Source organism: Acidovorax sp. KPB24-03 (genome assembly GCF_057546605.1).
Genome location: NZ_BAAJYR010000420.1, coordinates 1 through 2,987 on the forward strand (window position 1 = coordinate 1; position 2,987 = coordinate 2,987).

2 protein-coding genes and 1 pseudogene are annotated in these 2,987 nt (G+C 69.5%); all 3 read left to right on the forward strand.

Annotated features, from left to right (window positions below):
• Positions 1-508, forward strand: a pseudogene (locus AC27KI_RS21930) (peptidase M48); the annotation flags it as partial.
• Between the two features lie 52 nt (positions 509-560).
• Positions 561-1,883 carry an RsmB/NOP family class I SAM-dependent RNA methyltransferase gene (locus AC27KI_RS21935; protein ID WP_487115815.1) on the forward strand — a complete coding sequence of 441 codons (1,323 nt, stop codon included), beginning with the start codon at positions 561-563 and terminating at the stop codon, positions 1,881-1,883.
• 137 nt (positions 1,884-2,020) lie between these two features.
• On the forward strand, positions 2,021-2,987 hold a 967-nt coding region (locus AC27KI_RS21940), incomplete at its 3' end, for a DesA family fatty acid desaturase (protein WP_487115817.1).

Genomic DNA, 2,987 nt, shown 5'->3' on the forward strand with positions numbered 1-2,987 from the left:
CCTGGCCGTTCTGGCGCGGCTGTGGGATGCGGCGCCGGCCCGGCGCTGGTGGGCGGCCAATGCTGCCGTCGCCGAACTGGAGACGACGCGGCCGGGCCTGGAATACGACGCCGAGGGCCTCAAGCACTGGCGCGAACGGCTGCGCCAGGCGGGCGAGGCCGAGGAGCGGGCGTGGGAGGAGCTGTCCACCCCGCCGTACTTCAGCCGGGTGGTGCGGCACGATCTCTCGCCGTTCGAACTGAGCGAGGTGCAGTCCGAACTGGCCCGCTGCCGCCCGGTGGCGAAATGCTGGATCGTGTGCAAGGCCCTGCGGGAGTTTCCGCAGCGGCGGGCCTACCTCGTCTTCGTGCTCCTGCCGGCCATGGACGATGAGGACCGCTACGGGCTGTGCCGCTGGCTGGAGCGAAACCTCAGCCTGCCCGGGCCCGCGCTCGTGCTGTGGGCGGGGGAGTCGCCCACGCTGCAGGAGATCGAGCGCTCGGCCTTCGCGCCAGTGCTGTCGAGATAGCACCGGCGAGGGCCCCGGCGGGCCGGGGTGGCGCCAGTGGGACAATCGGGCGATGCACCCCAAAGCCCTTCTGGACGCCTGCGCTGAACTCGTCAGGCTGACCTTGACCCTCGAACACCCCGCCGACGCGGTGGTGTCCCGTTTTTTCCGTGACAACCGCTCCCTCGGCCCGCGCGAGCGCGCCACCCTTGCCGAGACCGCCTACACGGTGCTGCGCAAGAAGCTGCTGTTCGAGCAGCTCGCCCGCTCGGGCAGCGGCCCCAAGGAACGGCGCCTGGCCATCCTGGGCTTCGCGCACAGCCAGGACGAGCAGGCCCGCCGCGCAGGCGCAGGCAATGCCTCCAGCGCGCGCGACTTCCTGCGCGGCGCCCTGAACGATCAGGAAAAGAACTGGCTCGACCAGTGCGATGCCGTGCCGGCGGACGACCTCATGGACCGCCACCGCCACAACCTGCCCGAGTGGCTGGTGGCGCCGCTCAAGAGCCAGCTGGGCGATGGCTTCTGGCCCCTGGTGGACAGCCTGTCGCAGAGCGCGCCGCTCGATCTGCGCGTGAACGCGCTGCAGGAAAAGCGGGCCGATGTGCAAAAGGAACTGGCCAAGGCCGGCATTTCGGCGCAGCCCACCCCGTACTCCCCCTGGGGCCTGCGCGTGGACGGCAAGCCCGCGCTCACCAAGCTCGATGCCTTCACGCGCGGCGCCGTCGAGGTGCAGGACGAAGGCTCGCAGTTGCTCGCGCTGCTGCTCGATGCCAAGCGCGGCGAGATGGTGGTCGACTTTTGTGCGGGTGCCGGCGGCAAGACGCTGGCCATCGGCGCGGCCATGCGCAATACCGGGCGCCTCTATGCCTTCGACGTGTCGGCCCACCGGCTCGACGCGCTCAAGCCCCGGCTGGCCCGCAGCGGCCTGTCGAACGTGCACCCCGCCGCCATCGCGCACGAGCGCGACGACCGCATCAAGCGCCTGGCCGGCAAGATCGACCGCGTGCTGGTGGATGCGCCGTGCTCCGGCCTGGGCACGCTGCGCCGCAACCCCGACCTGAAGTGGCGCCAGAGCCCCCAGGCGGTGCAGGAACTGGTGGCCAAGCAGACGGCCATCCTCGCCAGCGCCGCGCGCCTGCTCAAGCCGGGTGGCCGGCTGGTGTACGCCACCTGCAGCGTGCTGCCCGAGGAGAACGAGGCCATCGCGGAGGCCTTCGGTGCCGCGCACCCCGACTTCGTGCCGGCCGATGCGGGCGAGCTGCTCACCCAGCTCAAGGTGGAGCAGGCCGGCGCGCTGTGCAGCGGCGGGGAATCGGGCACTGGTTATCTGCGCCTTTGGCCCCATTTGCGCCAGACCGACGGTTTTTTTGCCGCCGTGTGGACGCGCAAGCCCTGAAAGCCCTGCCGCACACCCCCGCAAGACAACGGCGGTGTTGCGGGTATGCACGGCATCGTGCCTGCATCGCCCCCTAAAATCATTCAGCTGCCCTGAACGGGCCGCGATTTCATCTTGTTCGCTAGCGAAGGCTCCCTATGCTGTTACCCGACTGGGCTGTTCTGAACGCCGCCATCGACTGGCTGGGCCACGGCCTGTGGAACCTGTCGTGGTGGCAGGTGGTGCTGTACACGCTGTTCACCACGCACATCACCATCGCGGCGGTGACCATCTTTTTGCACCGCGCGCAGGCGCACCGCTCGGTGGAGCTGGGCCCGGTGCCTTCGCACTTCTTCCGCTTCTGGCTGTGGCTGGGCACCGGCATGGTGACCCGCGAGTGGGTGGCCATCCACCGCAAGCACCACGCCAAGTGCGAGACCGAGGAAGACCCCCACAGCCCGCAGACCCGCGGCCTGGACACCGTGATGTGGCGCGGAGCCGAGCTCTACCGTGCCGAGGCGAACAATGCCGAGACGGTGCGCAAGTTCGGCCACGGCACGCCCGACGACTGGGTGGAGCGCAACGTGTACAGCCGGTTCGCCTGGCAGGGCGTGGGCCTCATGCTCATCATCAACCTGGTGCTGTTCGGCGGCCTGGGCGCCACGGTGTGGGCCGTGCAGATGCTGTGGATTCCCTTCTGGGCGGCCGGCGTGGTCAACGGTATTGGCCACTTCTGGGGCTACCGCAACTTCGAGGCGCAGGACGCCAGCACCAACCTCGTGCCCTGGGGCGTGGTGATCGGCGGCGAAGAACTGCACAACAACCACCACACCTATCCGACCGCGGCCAAGTTTTCGGTCAAGCCCTATGAATTCGACATCGGCTGGATGTACATCTCCCTGATGCGCGCCGTCGGCTGGGCCACCGTCAAGAAGGTGCCGCCCAAGCTGCGCCTGGGCGCCGTGAAGCCGGTGGCCGACGAGCACACGCTGGAGGCGCTGATCGCCAACCGCTACGAAGTGATGGCCGGCTACGCCCGCGGCGTGCGCCAGGCCTGCCGCGAGGAGCTGGCGGCGCTCAAGGCGCGCAAGGCCGACGTCTCCGTGCTGCGCGCCGCGCGCCGCT